The following is a 20,262-nucleotide window of genomic DNA, read 5'->3' on the forward strand; positions in this document are numbered from 1 at the left end:
ATGAACAGATCGCTCAGGGAAGCGTTGATCAAACTTGAGAATTCTGGCGGAGAATGCCTTGGTTCACGGTTCACCCCCTCACAAAAACGGGTACTTGATGAGTTTCTGCTCAGAACCGCGTGCATAACCAAAATGCGTCAAGGCAACGGCACCGTCTATCGAGTCAACAACTCGCCGGTATTCCAGCAGAACCTTAGGGAGTTAAGACCTGATTCTGGATCAGGCGACCAGACTCTGCCGGTTCGGGCACAAAACCTCATGCTTACCCGGTCGACCAAAGGCCGAAAGAGTTCGCACGCCGCCTCTTATCGGCTAATTAAGGCAACAATGCCGGGCGTAACCTGGGAGTGTGACGGAGAGTCACTCGACCTGTGGCTGTTGACGTCCATCGCCGGTGCCCTCGCCATCGATATCAGCCAGGTGGAACGTTCCCTGGCCACAGACAGTCCATTATGGCTGGTGGAAAATCAGGGGCTGCTGGACGACACCAGCTGGGTGCCCGAGGGCCTGTATGGGTCTGTACTCTATTACCAGGGCCAGATCAGCGACCGGCTGGTAGAGTGGTTAAGCGGAAAAAGACGCAGCCCAAGGATTCTTTTCTTTCCAGACTATGATGGCGTCGGCCTCGAGAATTACGCCCGTCTGCGTATAGCGCTGGGTGAAAATATCGAGCTATGGTTAATGCCTGACTGGAAACGAAAACTGGAACGCTATGGCGATCCTGAGGTGTGGCGTAATAATCTTAAATATGTTGCGAATGCCGAGGAAAAATTCAATTTGTATCAGGAACCGGTGGAGGTCCTGGAGCTTCTTGAGGCACTTAAGCTAAGTGGTAAAGCGTTGGAGCAAGAGGCTGTCTTTCTCGTCACAACAGACGACTGATAAAGCTCGTTCAAGAAGCTCTGCGTATTCAACTCAGCTTTCTACTGCCGCGGCATATCCGTGTCGGGAGCTACCGGCACCAGCATCTCGTCATGCTCGGTCATGTTCCAGGGCAGGCTGGCCGGTGATATGTGGAGAAAATGCAGGTGCTTTTCAAACTGGTCCAGGATATCGCTGATGATGTCGTGCTGGTCGAATTCGTAGATATCGTATGACTGCCCGCCACGGCGCAAGAACACTTCGGCCCTGGCATAGGTGTGGATGTCCTTCTCGTTGCGCGCCATTTCCGGATAGGCATAGTCCGGAAGGGCATGCTCGACGATACGGATTTCATAAACAAAGTCGATCTGCTCATCCTTGATAACCTCCAGGTAGATACGCGAGGCTGCCTCATCGGTATGCACCTCGGCTGACCAGCCCTGTTTTGCCAGCTCCCGCTGCACACGTTGCATGGCTTTTTTAACCGTGGTGGCAACAAACTCTTCCACGGCTTCGCGATCAGGGAAATTAACCAGGCCGTGAAGGCGCTTGCGCCATAGCCCGCGTCCGGGCACACCCGCAGAGCGCGCCTGGAGGCTGACCGACAAACTGGTGTGGTGATGGCTCTCAATGACCAGTGCCCGCCACATCCCAAACGCGGCAACAATCATGATGATAGAGAACGGCAGAGCGCTGGCGATGGTCATGGTCTGCAGCGCCCCCAGCCCTCCTGCCAGCAACAGCACCGATGCGACGGCGCCCTCTGCAGCCGCCCAGAATACCCTCTGCCATACAGGTGTTACCGCCGCGCCACCGGAGGCCAGTGAGTCGATGACCAGTGCGCCCGAGTCGGCCGAGGTGACGAAGAAGGTGATAATGAGGATCACCGTGATAAACGAGACGATGGACGACAGTGGCAACACTTCGTAGAGCTTGAACAGCGCAACCGCGTGGTTCGCCTGCACCTGGCCAATCAAAGTGTCATAGCCCTCGTTCATGACCATGTGCAGTGCGGTATCACCGAAAATGGAGAACCAGAGGAAGGTAAAAATAGTCGGCACCAGCATTACCCCGACCACAAATTGCCTGATGGTGCGGCCGCGGCTGATTTTGGCGATAAACAGCCCGACAAAGGGTGCCCAGGCAATCGTCCAGCCGAAGATGAAGAGGGTCCAGTTACCTATCCAGTCACTCCGGGTATAGGCCTGAAGATTGAAGGTACGCTCAACAATGTTGTTCAGGTAACTGCCGGTATTTTGCAGAAAGCTCTCAAGGATGTGGACACTCGGGCCGACGCTGAAGACAAATGCCATCAGCAGTACAGCCAGGGCCATGTTCAGTATGGACAAGCGCTTGATGCCTTTGTCCATGCCGGCGACAACGGACAGGATTGCCAGGCCGGTGATAACCACAATCGCTATGATTTGTACGGTGACATTGACCGGAATGCTCGGCCACAGGTAGTTGATGCCGGCATTAATCTGCGCAACCGAAAGTCCCAGGGTGGTGGCAATGCCGAACATGGTGCCAAGGATGGCAAAGACATCGACCGTGTGCCCGATAGGCCCGTAGATGCGCTCGCCAATCAGCGGATACAGTGCCGAGCGGATCGACAGCGGCAAACCGTGACGAAACGCAAAGTAGGCGAGAACAAGCCCCACCAGGCCATAAATTGCCCAGATGTGGAAGCCCCAGTGGAAAAAGGCGATCTGCATGGCCTCTTTTGCGGCCAGCACCGTCTCCCCCGCACCGGAAGGGGGCGACGCATAGTGTAAAACCGGCTCTGCAACCCCGAAAAACAGCAGGGCAATGCCATAGCCTGCGGAAAACAGCATCGCAAACCAGGCCGGGAAGCTGTACTGGGGGTCCGCATGATCGGGGCCCAGCTTGATGTTGCCCCAGCTGGTAAAGGCAATGCTGACAATGAATATGAGGAAAAACGCCACCGACAGCATATAGAACCAGCCAAAGGTGGTGGTGATGTAGGCCAGGGTTGAACTGAAGACCCCGCCCGCCAGCTCAGGATTACTGATCGTGCCGATCACCAGCAGCAGGATGACCGCAACGGCGGGGATAAATACGGGAACCAGTACGGTAGAGGTAGATTCGGAGGCAGTTTTGGCCTCGTTGTTGTGATGCATTCCTTCGTCCAGGTCAGGCTGAGCCCGTTATGGTGCCCTGTCAGTCCGGTAGAAGCAAACCGGGGCCGGCTGGCAGGCGGCTCCTGCTTGCACTCAATGAGTTTTCTGGAAAAACAAGATTATTGCCGGCGAGGCAAAATCATATCAATTCAGGGTGTGACGGGTTGACGACAACGGGTCGTACTGGGCCAGGGTGATCTCCCAACAAGTCGTCAATGGCTACCTCTGAAGGGTGGATCAATGAGAAAGTTACAGGGGTTCAGGTAGCTTCCTGAATGTCCCCCAGTTGAGGTTCCGTTCCACTACTGTCAGCACAACAATGTCGGGCCTATATCGTGCGACCAGTCGGGCGAACAATTCGGGGGTCACTCTACGGTAGTCCATCTGGAGTGACTCCCGGAATGTCATTGCCATCAGGGGGTCCAGGGCGTTGCCGAATGAATCCCGTATCCAAAGTACTTTCTTTGAATTCAGTGCATTATCGGATCTAAACAACGTTGGCTCCTCAGGGGCCTGCGCCTTGTACTTCCGGCCCCGATTAAGCAAAACCCCCGTTTCGAAATTGAATATCTCCAGATTGACTTTCAGGTCCGCGTCAAACTCAATGGCAATGGATGTATCCCGGAGTTCGTCTTGCAAATGCAGGTAGCGGGATAAATCACCGCCATTTCTGCGGACTGGCTTCACGGTACTGATGTGGCCGGGCCCAAGGAAAGCCAAATCCTGATATCTCGACATCTCGCGCGCTAGCGCCTGATAGGCTACCCAACTGCCCAAGCTGTTCCAGTGAGTGTCCGTTTTCAAGTACAAATCCATCCCGACTTCATCCTTGTACTCAAGGAGACTGTCGCCAGGGATGATGATTGACTCGAGCCCCTTATCTTCAATCATGCTTAAAATAGTGGTATCTGCCGGCACAGCCCAATCTGGAAGAAACTCGGGGTAAATGGTTGCCTTGTCTGGTCCGATCAGAACATAAAGTGGTATATCCACAAGATGCGCTTGCCAGGCGCCTACCCATCGAGCGAAATCGTTCGCCACTACTGTCGAATAGTCGGTGCGACCACTGCGTTTTGTCGTCAGCAACTGGCGCTTGTTGTCCCCAAGAAACAACCAACCGTCTTTGCCAATGACAACATTCTCGGGCGAAATACTGATCCCGGCCTGGTAGAGATAGCGACTCGCAAACGATGTCAGCACATCGAGGCTGTATAAGTCGACCGCAAATGGATTTTTGCTCTTTGATTGAAATAGATTCCATGAAGGAAGCACGGCCAGGGCGCCAAGCGAGACAACCAAAAAGATGAGTACCCTGCTCTTCATATCCAGGCCTAGAAATTGAAGTAAAGAAACACTTCGCTGGTACTTCCCAACATCGTCAGCACGGCGATAACAAATAAAATCGCGGCAAACACCATATGCTTAATGGTCAATGTCTCGTCGAGGTAGCTGATGGAGTTACGTTGACCGATAATGGCGAAGCCCAGCAATATTGCGGCAAAAGCCGGTAGCGTCGGAATGAACAAATCTGGCAAAAAGCCCAAACGGTCGATAAGCAACCCACCCCAGGCCAGCGCCGTGGTCGGGATAACGCCGACATCTGTCCGGGTAATGTCTTCTATGCGCACGAGACCTTCCAGAACCTTCGTTGCGGCGGCCATATCCGTCGCACGAAAAAATATCCAGGTTGTGTTGACGAACAAAAATGTACAACACCAGGCCAGCACGGACCACATCCTGAACCCCAGCTGCTGCCAAACCCTGTGGATTACCAATGCAGCGCCATGGGCAGCACCCCATATAACGAACATCCAGCTAGCTCCATGCCAGAGCCCCCCCAACAGGAAAGTGATAAAGAGGTTAATGTTAACCCTGTATCGGCCTACCCTGTTTCCGCCCAGCGGGATATAAATGTAATCACGCAGGAATCGGCTTAAAGTCATATGCCACCGGCGCCAGAAGTCCTGGATGTCGTGGGCCTTGTAGGGTGAGTTGAAATTAATCGGTAGCCGTATGTTAAACAAAAGTGCCGCACCAATTGCCATATCAGTATAGCCACTGAAGTCAAAATACAGCTGAAAGGTATAGCTGAGGCTGGTCGACCAGGCTTCAAAAAAACTGAGGTAGTTCGACTCATCAAAACCCTCATTTGCCCAGTCAGCGAAGGTGTCTGCTATGACTACCTTCTTGAAGAGCCCGAGGGTAAATATAAAAAGCCCCATCGCGATGTTTCGATAACGCTTCACCAGATGCCAGCGCGATGCGAACTGCGGCATCATTTCTTTGTGGTGAACGATCGGGCCAGCTATCAGCTGAGGGAAAAACGTTACAAACAGGGCGTAGTTAAGGAAGTCGTATTCCTGGGTTTCACCTCGATAGCTATCCACCAGGTAGGCAATCTGCTGGAAGGTAAAAAAGCTGATCGCAAGCGGTAAGGCGATATGCTGCAGAGGGATGTCCGCACCAAATATGCCGTTAAAGTTCTCAATAAAAAAATCAGTATATTTAAAATATCCAAGCAGTCCGAGATTAAACACCAGGCCGGAAACCAGCAGTCGCTTCCTCGCTGACCCGACGCTGGAGGCGCTATCTCCCAAAATCCGGGCACGGTCTTTTCCAAGACTCGCACCGAGACTGTAGTTGACCAGCATCGAGCTTAAAATCAACGGCAAATAGACAGGATTCCACCAGCTGTAGAAAACCAGGCTTGCGCCGACCAGCCATGTTTTGGATACAAGGACCAATCGCTTGTTGACGAAAAAAAAGTAGCCGAAGAACACTACCGGAAGGAATATAAAAATGAATTGGCTCGAGTTGAAGAGCATCTTGTCACATGTCCGGTGAATGTCGACTTGAGCGATATGCTTGCAGGGTTATGATATCGAGATGCTTGGGTAAACGTGCTATCACGGCGCTTCGGGCACCTTTTTGTTCAACCTGTAAACAACAGCCTTTTCGGTCTGGCCATCCGTACAATTATCGCGATTAAAGCTATCACGTTTATCATTTAACGATAAGACAAATAAAAAGGGCTGTCGTGAGTAAACTCCTCATGAATACGCGTGACCAGGCCTGGAAATATCGGGGCTAGCCGACCGGGCGCCTGGGCGCCAGATATTTTTGTGACCTGTGGAAGCACCCCGAATCTGCTATTGTGGCGCGTTGGGCCCGGCTACACGCGGGCGATTCTATGACTCCCTGTGTCTGGAGATACCATGAATAACGCCGTTAATCGCCAGTACCGTCTTAAAACCCGTCCCGTGGGACGGATTGAAACGACGGACTTTGATTTTGTCACCGAGCCCCTGTCGGAGCTTGAGCCGGGGCAAGCCCGGGTGCGGGTGCTTTACCTCAGCCTGGACCCCACCAACCGTATCTGGATGAGCGACATGGACCAGTACATGCCGCCGGTCGAGATCGGCGCGGTGATGCGCGGTGGCGGCATCGGTGTAGTGGTGGATTCAAATTCCTCCCGCTACGAGCCTGGCAACTACGTGCTCGGGCTTACCGGCTGGCAGGATTACTGTATTGCCGATGAAGGGGAAAATGCAATGACCGTGCTCCCGGCTGACCTGCCTATCCCGCTGCCGACGATGATGGGTGCCTGTGGGATGACCGGGGTGACCGCCTATTTTGGCTTGCTGGAACTGGGTCGCCCAAAGCCGGGGGAGACCGTGCTGGTGTCTGCGGCCGCGGGTGCCGTGGGTTCCGTGGTTGGCCAGATCGCAAAAATCCAGGGTTGCCGGGTAGTGGGAATTGCCGGCGGGCCTGACAAGTGTCGCTATCTTGTGGATGAACTGGGTTTTGACGAGGCGGTCGACTATAAGCGTGACGACTGGCGCGAGCAGCTTGCCGCTGCGACCCCCGATGGCATTGATGTCAACTTTGAGAATGTCGGCGGGGAGATCATGGAGGCCGTGATGGCGCGCATGAACCTGTTTGGCCGCATGCCCCTGTGCGGCATGATTTCGGGCTATAACAGCAGTGAGCCCGCGCGCGCCGATTTTTCACCCATCCTGATGAGGCGTATAGAAGTGCGTGGGTTTATCGTTACTGACTTCATGGAGCGGTTTGCCGAGGCTACCCAGCAACTGGCGTTGTGGCTGCTCGAGGGCAAACTCAGGCACCAGGAGACGATTATAGAGGGGCTCGAAAATGCCCCCACAGCGGTTAACCTTTTATTTGATGGGGGCAATATCGGCAAGCTGATCGTGAAAGTTGCCGACGCCCCGGGGGCCGACGCCCCGAGCTAAAGGCGTCGCCTTACTCACATGAACGCTCGTCAACGGCGGTATTGAGTAGTTTTTCCAGTAGCAGGGGGCGGTCCGTCATGATGGCATCGACCCCCAGTTCAATCATCCGCAGCATGTCTTCGCACTGGTTGATGGTCCACACCTGCACCGCCAGATTGGCGGCGTGCGAGTCGGCGACAAAATCCTCGGTAACGACCTCGAGGAAAAAACCTTCAGGCAACTGGCCATCGCCGGTAATCTGGCTGGTGTCCGGGGGTACCTGGAAGGCGATGTGCTCCGGTACCGGTGGAATGACACCGGGGCCCAGGCCCGCGAGCACCAGGTTGGTCCCCTGGCCGAGGGGAACCGAGGTATAGACGCAGGGCGCTACCACCTTGAAGGCGTTAAGCGCCTCGTCGACAAATGAGCCAACGATGATGTCGGTGCTGCGACCGTAGCGCTGCAGCAGGCTGGCCAGCTGCAGCTCGTAGTCCCCGGCTTCGTCCAGGTCGGGCTTTAATTCCACATTGATCCGTTCGCCGGCGTAGCGCTGTAGCGCTTCCTCCAGGGTTGGGATACGAAAATCTGCGGCGTCGTAACCCGGCGGTGGCGGCTTGTCACCCGTGGCAATACCACGAAACAGATAATCCTCCTCGGGCCGGTCCCGGGGAGTCCCCAGCCCGGGTACGAACCAGTAGGCGGCGTCCAGCGCACGCAATTCCGCCAGGGTCAGGTCTACTACCTGGCCGCTACCGTTGGTGGTGCGATCAACGTCCAGGTCGTGAAGGATCACCAGCTCATTGTCACGGGTCTGGTAGACATCCATTTCCAGTACATCGGCACCCGCCGCGGCCACTTCGGAATAGGCATAGAGAGTGTTCTCGGGGAAGTCGATCACCCCACCGCGATGGGCATAATTCAGGGGCGGGGCCCCGAATACCCGCCAGGGATTGGGATCTTTGCGAAAAGGGTCGTCACAGGCGGTGTCATCATTGGCGATGGTACCCACAACCTCCGCCCCGGTTGGTACTGCATTGCCCGCTATCGAAAATTCAAGGCGCAAAGTCTCCGCCGGTTCCTGTGCCGCATCGCCAAGCACTTCCACAGTTATGGGTACCGACAGTGACCCAGCCGTAATCGTGGCTTCACCTGCGGTATCAAGATAGTCTTCACCCGCAGTTGCGGTAGCACTGGATGTGCGATAGCGCACCACAACATCCCGGGGTTGTGGCGCGGTGAGAGTAGCGTGAAACCGCATCACTGCCATTTCCCCGGGTGCCCCCTCGGGCACGGCGGTCGGGTGAATGTTGAGTGACGAGGACGCAACCGGGGGTTGGTCTGTGCCGTCCGAGCAGGCGACCAGGCATGCTGCCGTGAGTAGCGCGGTGACTAATGAGGTCGTGTTCATGATAGCTCCTGCAAGAGGCGGGTTCGATTGACTGTCTGCGGCGATCGCCCGATGATAACGGATAAAGGTGTTGAGTTGATAACTGAAAGAGGCGGGGGCAGCGCTGCCATTAACGCATGGCCTGCGATTCGGTATTTCGCTAGACTGGCCCGCTGTCAGCGTGAGAAGCATTATGTTAGTTACCGTTAATGTTGTTTTGTTCAGTGTAGTAGTCCTGGTGTTGTTTCGGCTTCGCAAAGCAGGGCTGGCGCTGTCCAGGCAAGTGCTGGCGGGGCTGTTGGCGGGGGTGGCATTTGGCCTTGGCCTGCAGTTTGTCTATGCAGGGCAGGCCGAAGTCATCAGCGATACCCTGGTCTGGGTGAATGTGATCGGCACCGGCTATGTCAGTTTGCTGCGGATGATTGTCATACCGCTGGTGCTGGTAATGATGATCGCCGCCGTCGTCAAAATGCGGGATGTGGCTGCACTGGGTCGCATTGGTGCTGCGGTTATTGGGCTATTAATAGCGACTACAATGATCGCAGCCCTGGTGGGTATCGGGGTGGCGAATGTCTTCGGCCTCAGCGCGGAAAGCATTACCCAGGGGGCCCGGGAGCTGGCAGGGGCACAGATGTTGACCCAGCGCTATGAGACCGTAGCCGGACTCGGCATGGCCGACATGCTGGTGCGCTTTATCCCCACCAATATTTTCTATGACCTCACTGAGGCGCGGCCCAGCTCCATCATCGCCGTGGTCGTGTTCGGGGTGTTGTTTGGCCTGGCGGCCCTGGGTGTGGCAGCCGATAGCCCGGCCCGCGGTGAGCAGATAGAGAGCGCGGTGGAAACCCTGCGCCTGATCATCATGAAACTGGTACGCATGGTGATGGCGTTAACGCCCTATGGTATTTTCGCGCTTATCACCAGTGTGGTGGCCGGCGCCAATGCCACGGACATACTCGAGTTGCTGACCTTTGTCCTCGCCTCCTACCTGGCTATTGCCATCATGTTTGGGGTGCATGCGCTGTTGCTGGTTTTAAATGGGACCAGCCTCGCCGTTTATTTTCGCGCGGTGTGGCCCGTACTGGCCTTTGCATTCACCTCCCGCAGCTCGGCGGCAACCATTCCCCTTAACGTGGAGACCCAGATCCGGGATTTACAGGTGCCAACGCCCATCGCCAACCTGTCGGCAACCCTGGGATCTACCATCGGCCAGAATGGCTGTGCCGGGATCTATCCGGCCATGCTCGCGGTCATGATTGCTCCGTCGATGGGGGTTGACCCGATGAGCCTGGATTTCATTGCCGGGCTGGTGGCAATTGTCGCCATCAGCTCCTTTGGTGTTGCCGGCGTGGGCGGCGGGGCCACCTTTGCGGCGCTGATTGTGTTGCCGGCCATGGGGTTCCCGGTGACCGTCGCGGCCGTGTTGATTTCCATAGAGCCGCTGATCGACATGGCCCGCACGGCACTCAATGTCAATGGCGCCATGACCACGGGGGTGATTACCAAGCGTTGGCTGGGCAGGGGGCTTGAGAATCAGGCAACGCCGTAGCGGTCAAACGGCCCGAAAAAGCAGTACTCAAACAGGCCATAGCCCACTTCGCCGGTGTTGAGCTCGTAGCGCGCAGCGTTATCGACCAGGCCCAGCATCCGCTCTTTATCCTTTTCCATGTCAAGGCTGAAGTGTTCGACGACCTCCTTGCCTTTGTACATGCCGTGTTTCCAGTCGGGCTCCAGCCCGTAGCCGGTACCCACCATTACCCACACATGATTCAGTGGCGTGACTTTTACCTCCAGTCCGCCACCGGGAGCGTCCGGGAAACGTAAAATCGAGTGATCTATGAAGGATTGGTAGGGTCGCGCTACTGTGAGGTGGTGATCATGTTCTGGCCTGCCGAGCCATTCCACTTCCCTGGCAGGGTCTTTCCAGACACGCACCGCCTCTTCGAGGACGCGCTGGCCATCATTGTGTTCATTGACAATATAGAGAATCGAAAAGTCGTCGAACTGCATGGGTGCATAGTTCCACATGCCTTCCATGATCGGTGTACCTTCATGGACCCCCGGGGGCTCGAATTCACCCACGGGACGAATGCCCCAGGAACGATCGCGGCTGCCCTTCCAGCGGTCTGGTGTTACCGCGAATGTCTCGCCGCCGATGCGCAGGTCACCAGTCCAGCAGCCGGTCTGGGCAAAGCGCATGCTGTCAAATAATACCCGACCGTGTTTGCGGATATAGTGCCGTGGTTCCTGGTGGGCGGGGATTGCGCCCTCCCAGGTTACATCCATGGCGATGGGGCGCTCCGGACTTTCCTCAACGATAAACCGGACCTTCTCGAGACCCTTGACCACCTCGATACGAATCGGGCCTACAGAGGTGTCCATCCGGTCGCCACCGAGCTCCCTTGAACCACGAACAACATGATGCGCATCGCCACGGCGCACCACGACAAAGGCATCCTGCACGTCCAGAGTGGGGTACTGGCCCATCCCCATGACCATAAACAGGTCATCACTGGACGCGTGCAGATTGAAGTAATAGCGATCGTAGAAATTGCGATCAGAGGTGCCGACAAAGCGCATCAGGTCGGCGATCTGGTGTACCGGGTAGTCGTCAAGTGGTGACAGCATAGTGATTATTATCCTTTGGGTTGCTGTTCCCGGCTCGCGAGGGGGTACGGTTGCGAAAATGACCCCAACCCGAGCCTGCCAGGGTTCATGAAGCCATTAATTCGGCACGACTGACAGTACTACTTGTGGCCCATAGTTCAACTATGTAAAGCATCTGCCGTTAACTGCGTGGGCTTTCCCTGTGATCAATAGTGTGTCTGTATTCTGTAGAGACCAAAGAGAGGGGGTAGGGATTATGGACACAGCGCTTGCGGTTCACATCGGCGAGGATGAATTACCATTCGTTGACATCGGTGACGGCAGCCAGTTAAAGGTACTGCAGGTCAAACACGGAGAGGGGATCTGGGTGATTGAAAATATCTTCCAGGCTGGTTACGAAGTGGAAACCCATCGCCATACCGGCCCCGTATATGGTTTTACCACCTCGGGTGCCTGGAAATATAAAGAGTACGATTACATTAATCGCGCCGGTTCGTTTCTGTATGAGCCCGCGGGGTCGGTGCACACCTTGCAGTGCATTGAAGACAATACCCGGGTCTGGTTTCATATGACCGGCTCCAATATCAACCTGGACGCCCAGGGTAATATGACCTCGGTTGTCGACGGCACCCTGACCCTTGAATACTATTACGCGGTCTGTGAAAAGTTGGGCCTGCCGCGACCCTCTGTGCTGGTGAGTTGACCATGCAAATCGATGTGTACAGCCCCGACAGCTACAGCGATGGTATTCCGCATGACCAGTTTGCGTGGCTGCGCGAACATGCGCCGGTGTTCTGGCATGCTCATCCCGATGGCGGTGGCTACTGGGTGCTGAGCCGGCACGCGGATGTGCTCAGGGTGTCCCGTGATTTCAAGACCTTCTCTGCGCAGCGCGGGTTTGTCATGGTCGATGACTTGCCCGAGGATATACTCGGTATGGTGCAGGGCCAGTTGCTGGGCATGGACCCACCCAACCACGGCCCTATCCGCCGGGCGGTGATCAGCCGCTTCACCACCCGCCGCCTCGCTTTGCTGGAGCCGCAAATACGCAACATAGCCCGCCAGATCATGGCCGGGGCAAAGGCAGGGGAAGAGATCAATTTTGTCGATGACCTGGCGGGTGACCTGCCGACCGCGGTGATCTGCTCGCTGCTCGATATCCCCGAGGCCATGTGGCCGCAGATCCGGCAGTGGTCCGACCTGCAGACCTCCGGCTCCGACCCGGACCTGGGCGGTTCCCCGGAAGCGGTTACCCAGGCGTCTATTGACATGGGTTCCTACGGATACAGCCTTGCCAGTGAACGCCTGGACGGCGATGGCGACGATCTGGTGTCGCTGTTGATCAACCAGGAAATGGACGGCCACCGCGTGTCTGAGATGGAATTTGCCTCTCTGTTCGTGCAGCTGGCGGTGGCGGGTAACGAGACCACTCGCGGTTTGATAAGCTCGGGCATGGACCAGCTGCTGCGCCAGCCTGAGGCGTACCGGGCGCTCGAGCAGAATCCACAGGATTTGCCACTGGCAATAGAGGAAATGTTGCGCTGGACCTGCCCGCTGCACTACTTTCGGCGCACGGCTACTACCGACACCGTTATCGGCGAGCAGGCAATTCGTGAGGGCGACCGGGTAGTGATGCTTTACAGTTCAGCCAACTTCGATGAAACGGTGTTTGCCGAGCCCATGCGCTTTGATATCGGCCGGGATCCCAACCCGCACATGGCCTTCGGCCACGGCATTCATCTTTGTCTCGGCGCCAATCTTGCGCGCCTGGAGGCGAGGATATTCTTCGAGGAGTTCTTTCGCGCCTTTGCCGGCATTGAGCGTACCGGTGAGCCGGTTTACATCCGCTCCAACAGTATCCATGGTTTCAAGCAGATGCCGGTGAGGTTGCGGCCACGCTAAGGTGGCCACGAGCGGCGGCGGAATCAGCCCTTTCTCATGGCCAGCAGGTCGGCGGTGGAAAGTGTGCCGCCGTACTGTAAAAGTGCCGCTTCTTTATGATCCACCGCCAGGATTGACATGCGGTCCGCCAGTTCATTGCCTTCAATACCGGCGTGACCCTTTACATGCAGTACCTGGACTGAATCGGCCATCCCCAGGTAGAGCGCGTGGGCGTCCTGGATCAGCGACAGATTCTTGATTTCGCCGCCTTTGCGGGTCCAGCCCTTGGCCTTCCAGCCGAAGGCCCAGGTGGTGATACAGTCGATGGCGTATTTTGAATCACAGTGGATCGCCACACTCAGCTCGCTGGCAATCGCTTGCTTTGCAAATTCAAGAGCATGGTGCAGGCCCAGTAATTCAGCGGTGTTATTGGTACCTGCCGGGTTGTAGAGGCCATACCACAGTTCCGCAAGCGCGCCCTGCCGATAAATGGCGATGCCGGTTCCAGCCTGCCCGGGATTGGGGTCGCAGGCGCCGTCGCAGTAGATGTTTATTTCGGCGGCAGGCGCTGTGCTGGCAGCCCTGGCCGGCTTGGCTACGGCGGGCTTGCGTGCAGCCGGCTTCGCTGCGGGGCCCCTGGAGTATGCGGTTTCCGCTTCCTCTCTGGTCATGAATGACTTGTAGCGCGCACCCGCAAAGCCCTTTACCTGGCGCTCGGCTTCCGGCCAGCTGGTGTAGATGCCGGGTATTGCTCCTGCCCATATAACGTAATATTTCTGTTTGGCCATGGTCGTGGTCCTGAATTCGGGGGGTGAACTTGTCATAAACCACCCGTTACCGCAAATACTATCTGGCCCGTTATCACGCGCAGCGTTATTTCCTGTCCAGGAGGGTGACGCTGCCAGTGTCGCCATCCAGGCGGATGTGGTCTCCGGTCTGGAAATAGCGTGTAGCCTGCCGCGTGTTTACCACACAGGGCAAGCCATATTCCCGCGCAATGACGGCGCCGTGGGAGACCGAGCTGCCGAGGTCCGTGATCAGTCCCCCGATCAGACTGAAATAAGGGGTCCAGCCAATATCCGTTATCGGCGTGATGAGGATTTCGCCGGGTTGCAGTTGCGACGCTTCTGCGAGGGTATGGGCCACCCTGGCGATGCCTTCGATACTGCCTCGCGAAGCGGGCCGTCCCTGCAGGGCGCCGTCCACCGGCGTAATGGCCTGGGGCTGTAGTGGTTGTGGCATGCCCACTGATATCTCCGGGAATTCGAGCTGTTGTTGATAGATCAGCGCCTCCCGACGGGCGTGTGCCCGGTTGACCGCAGACTCTTGGGGTTGTGCAATGAAGCCCGGCAGTTCGCCGGTGCTGAAAAAATTGACCAGGTCCGCGTCCGGGAGCAGGCCCTCAGCGGCCATCAGTCGGCCCAGGTGACGGAAGCCCTGCTTGAACCGGTGGGCCAGATCGACCAGTTGTGATTTTGTTTGCTCCCGGCGGCGGATGGCGTTGTGGGCTTTGGGTAATAGCCAGCGCAGGTCTTTACCCAGCTCAGACCAGTTGATCTCACCGGTCTGTAGTGCCCGATGACCACCGGTAACCTGGCGTCCATGGACCGCGGCCTGCATACTCTGGACCAAAGGTGCGGGATCATCTTTCCACGATGGGTCACGCAGGCACAGCTCGCGGTAGCCGCGATGCCCATGGGTATCCAGGAAGGCCGCCAGTTCCTGTTGCAGGGCGGGTATGCTGTGCAGCCAGCTCAGTGCGTCGGGCACCGATGCCTGCACAAAATCGCCTGTTGCCCGGGGATGATCGGCGATATGGTCCAGCAAGTGATCCAGCTGCTCCAGCATCAGGGCACTTTCCACGCCGGTTGCCCCCGCCAGCAGGCGTACGGCCTCAGCCTGCTCCTGAATAGTGCTGTCGTTGGCGTTGCCCGACACCCTGTTTTCAATGATCGAACAAAGGAAGCCGGACAGTGCCGACGACTGGATGTGTACCGCCATGCAATGGTCGAAAAACCAGGATTTTGCCGCCAGTTCTTTCCACATGGTGGTGCTGTCCGACTTCTTTTCAATGGCAAAGCGGTCCAGGTCCGCGCTGAACCGCTCGACGACAGCTGGGGCGCTGAGGCAATAGTGCAATAGTCGTCCCGTGTTTATAACCCGACGCCACAGGGGCAGGGGAGGCATCGCCTTGAGCTCCGGGATAATGCGACCACAGAGCGTTTGCCCGGTTTGTTCCACGCTTGAGCCCAGCACCCCGGCGGACATCACCACATTGCCCGACAGGTTGAGAAACAGATGACCATAGGCAGATGCGGTAACCTGCCAGTTACGGTCTATACGGGGCCTTGCACCCACGGCAACCTGCATATGCTGTAAACCATAGTCGATGCCCCAGCCGGTGAAGGAGGAGGTGAGTGGGCATACCGCCCCGGGCATCATTTCGCTGACGTTACTGATGGTTAAGACATCGTCCGGGCGCGGCAACGTTGAATCAAACTCATTGAGGTCGGCGGGCAGGGTGGTAATGGGGCGGGCCTGAAGCCAGAACAGGCTGCCGTTGTGGTCGATGGCCCACTCCAGGTCCAGCGGTTGGCCCTCATGCGTCGCCGCTGCCCTGGCCTGTTCGGCGATGGCCGTTATTTCGGTATCTGACAGTAGCGGTGTTGTGCCGGTAAGGTGGCGCTGCACGACTGCGCCATCGCCCTGCACCCCATAATGGTCCGGAGTGGCTTCACCGCTGACCAAGGCTTCGCCAAGTCCGGCTACTACATCGATCACCAGCAGGTCGCGCCGTGCGCTCACCGGGTCTGCGGTAAATACCACCCCGGCTACCCGTGCGTCGACCATGGTCTGGACGACCACATTCATGGTGGCGGTTGTTTCCTCAGCCTGGCTTTGTTGATAGTGCCGGGCATGGTCCGAGTCGGCCGAGGCCACGCATTGCCTGATGGCCTGCTGTAATTCACTGAAATTACGGATATTCAGGACGGTGTCGTATTGTCCGGCAAAGGACGCGACGGCGCCGTCTTCGCCCAGTGCCGATGAACGTACGGCCACGCTACCCCCAGCCAGGGCCTGATAGTGCTGTTCAAGATCGTCTGGAAATCCGTCGTCCCGCGCGTTGCGGATGACAAAGGCAGGAGGTACCGCGAGGCCCATCAATTGCAATCGCGAGAGACCATAGGCTTTACCGCCTGCACTGGCGTCACTGATTTCGGCAAGACTTAGAATATGGTTTTGCATCAGGTAGTCACTTCCGGGGCTGTGTCATGTGAGGTGGTATTCATGCAATCCGCTGGCATCCTGTAACGAGCGATATTCGCTGAAGTTACCGGGAAACAAAAACGGTGCATGGCCCGAGGCATTGCGGTAATAGCTGTGACAGTCGCTGGCGCCCCAGGAAAAGCGCTCAAAACGGGTGCTCATCCAGTCGTTGTACTGCTGGCAGGACTCCCGTTTAACTACCATCTCTCGTTTGCCGGCAGCGCGCATTTCCCCCAGCAGGCGCACGATGGTGCCGACGCTCTTTTCTGCGGTTATGAAGTAGGACACATTCAATACCAGGCCGTTGGGTCCTACCGCAAAGAAGTAATTGGGGAAGTCCGGTACCGCGATACCCTTGTGGGCCCTGGGGTTGTCCCCCATCGCATCGGCGAGTGTTGTGCCGCGCGCACCGGTGACCTCGATGCGATCAAAATCGAGTATGCGGTAACCGGTACAATAAATGATGACATCTGCGTTAATGCACGTGCCGTCCTCGGTGACCAGGCCGGTTGCAGTGACCTCCCGCAGGCCAGATGCCACCAGTTCGACGTTGTCTTTCATGAGTGCGGGGTAGAAATCGTCGGAGACCAGGCCCCGCTTGCAACCATAGCGGCTGTCGGGTGTTAGTGCCGTGCGCATTGCAGGGTCGCTGATGGTTCTGGCGATAAAATCGTGAACCCTGTTTTCGAACTGGGCCATGCGCTTGTGGCCGAGGGTGACGGCATATTCGACCTGCCCCATGAGCAGGCGTTGCCATTTTCGCGCCATGCTTATCAGCACAGGGAAGCGTCGCGCCCGGCGGCGTTGTGCCGGCGTATAGACCTTTTTTCCCCGGGGCATAATCCAGTTGGCGGAGCGTTGCAGTACGGTCAGGTGGCCGGCCATTTTTGCCACCTCCGGAACGATTTGTACCGCGCTGGCGGCCGAGCCGACAATCACCACACGCTTTCCGGTAAGGTCGACATCGTGGTTCCAGCGCGTACCATGCCAGCTGTCACCGCTGAACAAGTCCATGCCGGGAACATCAGGGAACAGCGGTGTGTGCTGGTTGCCCATTGCGTTGATAACCACATCAAAGGGCAGTACTTCGCCACTATCGGAGTGAAGCATCCATCCGCCTGTGTGCTGATAGTGTGCACGCCTGATTCTGGTATTCAGCCTCAGGTAGGGATCCAGCCCAAAGTCCGTAGCACAGCGGGCCAGGTAGGCCTGGATTTCGGGCTGATCGACAAAGTTGGCGCTCCAGTCCGGGTTCGGCGCATAGGAAAAACTGTACGAGTGGGCCCACACGTCACAGGCGAGGCCCGGATAGCTGTGCAGGCGCCAGGTGCCCCCGGGGGCGTCGAGGGCGTCAAAGATAGTGATATCGGTGAAGCCCTTGCGCAGTAATTCCCGTCCGGCTGCCAATCCCGCCGGGCCCGCCCCTATCACGGCGACGCGCAGTGCAGAGTGATCAGTCATGGCTGTATCCTTATTATTGCGCTCAAGTGTCCCACTTATCGCCGGAAGCGTCCAAGCTGCCCCGGGATTAAATACACTCAGGCTATGAATTTGAACCTTTGGAGAGAGGGATGGGGTCAGGTCTCGCTTTGTAGCATCCACGCGGTGGATGCTACAAAGCGAGACCTGACCCCACCCCCTTCAATCGTCTACAATAGCCCGTTGAATTTTTATTCGCGTGACCGTGTGTCTATGTCGATACGATTGTGCTCGGTAGTCCTGTTTGGCGTTTTGTTCAGCAGGATTGCTTTGGCGGCTGGAAGTATGACAATGCCCGTAGCGTTCAGTGATGTTGAGGCTCTCCCTGCAGCTGCGGCCGCAGCGGAATACCGTTATGGTGCTGCGCCGAGTCAGTTCGCTCGCCTCTGGTTGCCTGGCGTATCTGCCGAGCCAGGGAACGGCTCCCCGGTAATTGTACTTATTCACGGTGGCTGCTGGCTCCAGCGTTATGATCTTGTTCACGTCTCATCGTTGGCAGCAGCACTGGCGGCGCGGGGTTTTGCCGTTTGGGTACCGGAATATCGTCGTGTTGGTGAGGATGGTGGTGGCTGGCCGGGCACGGCGGACGACGTATATGCCGCCATTATGTCGCTGCAGGTGGTGCCGGGGCTTGATTTGCAGCAAGTGCTGCTTGCCGGCCACTCCGCAGGCGGGCAACTGGCGCTGTGGGCGGCCTCGCAGGCGCCAGCGTTTGCGAGTCACAATATTATTGTGCAGGGTGTCGTGGGGTTAGCTGCAATTACTGATCTAGAAGCTTATGCCCGGGGTAGCAACAGCTGTGAGAAGGTTACCCCGCAGTTTATGGGTGGCACACCGGAACAGGTGCCTGAACATTATGCGACTGCCTCGCCAGCCGAGCTGGGGTTGCAGCTACCAACAATACTTGTGCACGGCAGTGCTGACCCGCTGGTATCGCCCGCGCAGGCACACGCCCTGGTGGGCGCCGAGGTTATTAATATTGAGGGCGCGGGTCATTTCGACCTGATCCATCCGCATATTGCGGCATTCCAGGTCCTGGTTGCCGCGCTTAACAGACTGCTGGAGCCAGCACCATGACGATACCCGATACTGTCGCACTCGACCGCTCGGACCCACTTGCCAGCCTGCGCGAACAGTTTCTTTTGCCCGAGGGTAAAGTCTACCTGGATGGCAATTCCCTCGGTGCGCTGCCAAAAGCTGCGATGGCACGGATTGAAGCGGTAGTTCGCAAAGAGTGGGGGCAGGACCTGATCAGCAGCTGGAACAGCAATGACTGGATCAATCTCCCGATTACCGTGGGCGAGAAAATCGCAACGCTGATGGGCGCCGCTCCGGGCCAGGTGATCAGCTGTGATAACGTCTCGATCAATCTGTTCAAGCTCATCGTCACTGCTTTGCAATTGCAGATGGGTCGCAAGGTCATTCTTACCCAGAAAGACAATTTCCCCACCGACCTGTACATGACCGAAGGAGTGGGCGCACTGTTGGGTGATCAGCGCTGTGTTACGCGTTCAGTACCAGCGGATCAGCTGGTGGAAGCGATGGATACGGATATTGCCCTGCTACTGTTAACGCAGGTAAATTTTCGGGATGGACGCCTGCACGACATCGAAGCGATTACCCGGGCCGCTCACGCCAACGGTATCCTGGTACTGTGGGATCTCGCTCACAGTGCGGGCGTAGTGCCCCTTGAGCTGGACCGCTGGCAGGTGGATATGGCAGTGGGGTGTGGGTACAAATTTCTTAATGGCGGGCCTGGTGCCCCGGCCTTCCTCTATCTGGCCACAAGACATCAGGATAAGGTCAGCCAGCCACTGTCTGGCTGGTTGGGGCACGCAGAGCCGTTTGCCTTTGAGCCCGGGTACCGACCCGCCCCGGGGGTTTCACGGTATCTGGGTGGAACTCCCGGAATTCTTGGAATGTCAGCCCTTGATGCCGCGCTCGATGTGTTTGACGGTTTTACCATTGATCAAATACGTGGCAAGTCATCGGCAATGACCGCTCTGTTCATTGACGGGGTGCGCAGTGCCTCAGAGTGCAGTGAGTGTCGGGTAGTTACCCCCCTGGTTCCGGAAGAGCGGGGTAGCCAGGTCTCCCTTGCGCATCCCCGGGCTTATGGAATTGCGCAGGCCCTTATTGAAGCGGGCGTGGTGGTGGACTTCCGTGCGCCCGACATTGTCCGCTTTGGTTTTTCGCCACTGTATAACAGTTACCGCGATGTGGCGGATGCGCTGCGGCAATTACTGCGTATTCTTGCAGCGGGTGAACATTTGCAGGCGCGCTTTGATACGAGAGCAAAAGTGACCTGAGTGGGGAGGCGCCTACCACGATTATTTGTTGCGCTACTTCACCACTACCAGCATGACCTCTACAGATATCCATGAATTGGGTTGCAGGAAACCCTGCG

Annotated in this window: 15 protein-coding genes; 7 read left to right on the forward strand and 8 right to left on the reverse strand. The window is 57.0% G+C overall.

The genetic code is table 11. The features are described 5' to 3' along the window. Positions 1–882 (forward strand): DUF7281 domain-containing protein, encoded by an 882-nt coding sequence (locus tag CWI75_RS18240; protein WP_146003551.1) that lies wholly within the window; start codon positions 1–3, stop codon positions 880–882. Positions 883–923: 41 nt separating this feature from the next. Here the strand turns inward: CWI75_RS18240 and CWI75_RS05190 are convergent, their stop codons facing one another. The 3 genes from CWI75_RS05190 to CWI75_RS05200 all read right to left on the reverse strand — a co-directional run bounded on the left by CWI75_RS05190 (position 924) and on the right by CWI75_RS05200 (position 5,827). Then, positions 924–3,002 (reverse strand): BCCT family transporter, encoded by a 2,079-nt coding sequence (locus CWI75_RS05190; protein ID WP_101520421.1) that lies wholly within the window; start codon positions 3,000–3,002, stop codon positions 924–926. Between the two features lie 249 nt (positions 3,003–3,251). Further along, entirely contained in the window at positions 3,252–4,325 is a 1,074-nt protein-coding gene (locus CWI75_RS05195) for an alginate O-acetyltransferase AlgX-related protein (protein WP_101520422.1), read from the reverse strand. 8 nt (positions 4,326–4,333) lie between these two features. Beyond that, on the reverse strand, positions 4,334–5,827 hold the full coding sequence (locus CWI75_RS05200) for an MBOAT family O-acyltransferase (RefSeq protein ID WP_101520423.1): 1,494 nt from the start codon (positions 5,825–5,827) through the stop codon (positions 4,334–4,336). A 390-nt stretch (positions 5,828–6,217) separates the two neighbouring features. Between CWI75_RS05200 and CWI75_RS05205 the strand changes: the two genes are divergently transcribed. Then, entirely contained in the window at positions 6,218–7,255 is a 1,038-nt protein-coding gene (locus CWI75_RS05205) for an NADP-dependent oxidoreductase (RefSeq protein ID WP_101520424.1), read from the forward strand. 10 nt (positions 7,256–7,265) lie between these two features. Here the strand turns inward: CWI75_RS05205 and CWI75_RS05210 are convergent, their stop codons facing one another. Next, a complete protein-coding gene (locus tag CWI75_RS05210; protein WP_162299994.1) occupies positions 7,266–8,642 on the reverse strand; it encodes a glycerophosphodiester phosphodiesterase family protein in 1,377 nt (458 codons plus the stop codon). 172 nt (positions 8,643–8,814) lie between these two features. Here CWI75_RS05210 and CWI75_RS05215 point away from each other — a divergent pair, with 172 nt between their 5' ends. Further along, the gene (locus CWI75_RS05215) at positions 8,815–10,170 is read left to right on the forward strand and encodes a cation:dicarboxylate symporter family transporter (RefSeq protein WP_101520426.1); all 1,356 of its coding nucleotides are present in this window, start codon (positions 8,815–8,817) and stop codon (positions 10,168–10,170) included. Here CWI75_RS05215 and CWI75_RS05220 read toward each other — a convergent pair. Beyond that, positions 10,155–11,249, reverse strand: coding sequence for an Rv3169 family protein (locus CWI75_RS05220; protein WP_101520427.1), 1,095 nt, complete (start codon positions 11,247–11,249; stop codon positions 10,155–10,157). The genes CWI75_RS05215 and CWI75_RS05220 overlap by 16 nt on opposite strands. Positions 11,250–11,484: 235 nt before the next feature. Between CWI75_RS05220 and CWI75_RS05225 the strand changes: the two genes are divergently transcribed. Together CWI75_RS05225 and CWI75_RS05230 are read left to right on the forward strand one after the other, a co-directional pair. Further along, positions 11,485–11,931, forward strand: coding sequence for a 2,4'-dihydroxyacetophenone dioxygenase family protein (locus tag CWI75_RS05225; protein ID WP_101520428.1), 447 nt, complete (start codon positions 11,485–11,487; stop codon positions 11,929–11,931). Between the two features lie 2 nt (positions 11,932–11,933). Then, on the forward strand, positions 11,934–13,130 hold the full coding sequence (locus CWI75_RS05230; RefSeq protein ID WP_101520429.1) for a cytochrome P450: 1,197 nt from the start codon (positions 11,934–11,936) through the stop codon (positions 13,128–13,130). A gap of 23 nt (positions 13,131–13,153) precedes the next feature. On the opposite strand, the gene CWI75_RS05235 is transcribed toward CWI75_RS05230, so the two are convergent. From CWI75_RS05235 to CWI75_RS05245, 3 genes are all read right to left on the reverse strand, one after another. Further along, positions 13,154–13,897 carry a ribonuclease H family protein gene (locus tag CWI75_RS05235; protein ID WP_101520430.1) on the reverse strand — a complete coding sequence of 248 codons (744 nt, stop codon included), beginning with the start codon at positions 13,895–13,897 and terminating at the stop codon, positions 13,154–13,156. Between the two features lie 85 nt (positions 13,898–13,982). Next, entirely contained in the window at positions 13,983–16,355 is a 2,373-nt protein-coding gene (locus tag CWI75_RS05240; protein WP_101520431.1) for a PEP/pyruvate-binding domain-containing protein, read from the reverse strand. A 24-nt stretch (positions 16,356–16,379) separates the two neighbouring features. Continuing rightward, the gene (locus CWI75_RS05245) at positions 16,380–17,837 is read right to left on the reverse strand and encodes a flavin-containing monooxygenase (RefSeq protein ID WP_101520432.1); all 1,458 of its coding nucleotides are present in this window, start codon (positions 17,835–17,837) and stop codon (positions 16,380–16,382) included. Positions 17,838–18,146: 309 nt separating this feature from the next. Between CWI75_RS05245 and CWI75_RS05250 the strand changes: the two genes are divergently transcribed. Together CWI75_RS05250 and kynU are read left to right on the forward strand one after the other, a co-directional pair. Continuing rightward, positions 18,147–18,932 (forward strand): alpha/beta hydrolase family protein, encoded by a 786-nt coding sequence (locus tag CWI75_RS05250; protein WP_162299995.1) that lies wholly within the window; start codon positions 18,147–18,149, stop codon positions 18,930–18,932. Next, the gene (kynU, locus tag CWI75_RS05255) at positions 18,929–20,164 is read left to right on the forward strand and encodes a kynureninase (protein ID WP_101520434.1); all 1,236 of its coding nucleotides are present in this window, start codon (positions 18,929–18,931) and stop codon (positions 20,162–20,164) included. The genes CWI75_RS05250 and kynU overlap by 4 nt, the downstream gene beginning before the upstream one ends. Positions 20,165–20,262: the final 98 nt, after the last annotated feature.

The organism is Kineobactrum sediminis (assembly GCF_002868715.1).
Taxonomy (GTDB): Bacteria; Pseudomonadota; Gammaproteobacteria; order Pseudomonadales; family Halieaceae; genus Kineobactrum; species Kineobactrum sediminis.

Coding starts and splice junctions, on each gene's coding strand:
- CWI75_RS18240 (WP_146003551.1), top strand. CDS start 1: ATGAACAGATCGCTCAGGGAAGCGTTGATCAAACTTGAGAATTCTGGC.
- CWI75_RS05190 (WP_101520421.1), bottom strand. CDS start 3,002: ATGCATCACAACAACGAGGCCAAAACTGCCTCCGAATCTACCTCTACC.
- CWI75_RS05195 (WP_101520422.1), bottom strand. CDS start 4,325: ATGAAGAGCAGGGTACTCATCTTTTTGGTTGTCTCGCTTGGCGCCCTG.
- CWI75_RS05200 (WP_101520423.1), bottom strand. CDS start 5,827: ATGCTCTTCAACTCGAGCCAATTCATTTTTATATTCCTTCCGGTAGTG.
- CWI75_RS05205 (WP_101520424.1), top strand. CDS start 6,218: ATGAATAACGCCGTTAATCGCCAGTACCGTCTTAAAACCCGTCCCGTG.
- CWI75_RS05210 (WP_162299994.1), bottom strand. CDS start 8,642: ATGAACACGACCTCATTAGTCACCGCGCTACTCACGGCAGCATGCCTG.
- CWI75_RS05215 (WP_101520426.1), top strand. CDS start 8,815: ATGTTAGTTACCGTTAATGTTGTTTTGTTCAGTGTAGTAGTCCTGGTG.
- CWI75_RS05220 (WP_101520427.1), bottom strand. CDS start 11,249: ATGCTGTCACCACTTGACGACTACCCGGTACACCAGATCGCCGACCTG.
- CWI75_RS05225 (WP_101520428.1), top strand. CDS start 11,485: ATGGACACAGCGCTTGCGGTTCACATCGGCGAGGATGAATTACCATTC.
- CWI75_RS05230 (WP_101520429.1), top strand. CDS start 11,934: ATGCAAATCGATGTGTACAGCCCCGACAGCTACAGCGATGGTATTCCG.
- CWI75_RS05235 (WP_101520430.1), bottom strand. CDS start 13,897: ATGGCCAAACAGAAATATTACGTTATATGGGCAGGAGCAATACCCGGC.
- CWI75_RS05240 (WP_101520431.1), bottom strand. CDS start 16,355: ATGCAAAACCATATTCTAAGTCTTGCCGAAATCAGTGACGCCAGTGCA.
- CWI75_RS05245 (WP_101520432.1), bottom strand. CDS start 17,837: ATGACTGATCACTCTGCACTGCGCGTCGCCGTGATAGGGGCGGGCCCG.
- CWI75_RS05250 (WP_162299995.1), top strand. CDS start 18,147: ATGCCCGTAGCGTTCAGTGATGTTGAGGCTCTCCCTGCAGCTGCGGCC.
- kynU (WP_101520434.1), top strand. CDS start 18,929: ATGACGATACCCGATACTGTCGCACTCGACCGCTCGGACCCACTTGCC.